The 353-nt window shown below is 39.7% G+C and carries 1 protein-coding gene; it reads left to right on the top strand.

The annotated features are described in order from the left end of the window. Positions 1 to 353, top strand: a 353-nt coding sequence (locus CWC14_RS17060; RefSeq protein ID WP_249928775.1) for a transposase, incomplete at both ends; no start/stop codon positions are given.

The raw sequence follows: 353 nt of genomic DNA, 5'->3' as shown, positions 1-353 counted from the left end.
TATCATCCATTTTCACCAGTCACATTACAGAGATTTCAAAAACTACTACCTTCACTATGTTTGCCGTCAACTTAAAGCCTATTTTCCAGAGTTGCTGAGTTACACAAGGTTTCTCGCGCTTATGCCTAGTGTGGTGGTTCCGATGTGCAGTTACCTCACATCAAAACTTGGCAAGCCCACAGGTATACAATTTGTTGACTCCACTAAAATAGAAGTGTGTCACATCATCAGAGCTAAAAGAAATAAAGTGTTTGAAGGCGTTGCTCATCATGGAAAAGGCACTATGGGTTGGTCATATGGATTCAAACTACACTTAATAATTAATCATTTAGGTGAGATTGTGGCGCTAAAGC

It is taken from the genome of Pseudoalteromonas sp. S3260 (assembly GCF_005886925.1).
GTDB classification, from domain to species: domain Bacteria; phylum Pseudomonadota; class Gammaproteobacteria; order Enterobacterales; family Alteromonadaceae; genus Pseudoalteromonas; species Pseudoalteromonas tetraodonis.
Note: the sequence above shows the minus strand (reverse complement) of the source record. Positions and strands in the feature narration are given on the sequence as shown.